This window comes from Gemella haemolysans (assembly GCF_028308085.1).
Lineage (GTDB): Bacteria > Bacillota > Bacilli > Staphylococcales > Gemellaceae > Gemella > Gemella haemolysans_D.
This window is the reverse complement of the sequence record NZ_JAQMFS010000061.1, coordinates 1-242: the sequence shown is the minus strand read 5'-3', so window position 1 is coordinate 242 and position 242 is coordinate 1. Positions and strand designations below refer to the sequence as shown.

General features: G+C 33.5%; 1 protein-coding gene. It reads right to left on the bottom strand.

What is annotated here, in order from left to right; translation table 11 throughout:
* Window positions 1-242: Spy0128 family protein (locus PNO30_RS04980; RefSeq protein ID WP_271987383.1), on the bottom strand; the 242-nt coding region annotated here is incomplete at both ends.

Sequence of the window (242 nt, the reverse complement as noted above, 5' to 3'; positions counted from 1 at the left end):
TGTTACACTTGTTTTTTCTGCAGGAGTGTATTGGTTTGTGAATTTTAATTCTTCAGGTGTTTTTGATACTGTTGCATTTAGTCTATTTGCTTGTGTATCTTTTGTTACACTCACTTCTACTTCATACACAGTTTTATCATATGTAATACCTGGTTCGTTTCCTGCAACTTCTGATATTTTGTACTTATGTGTACCTACTTGACTTTCGTCATATTCGATTCCCGCAAATGATATTGTTCCAT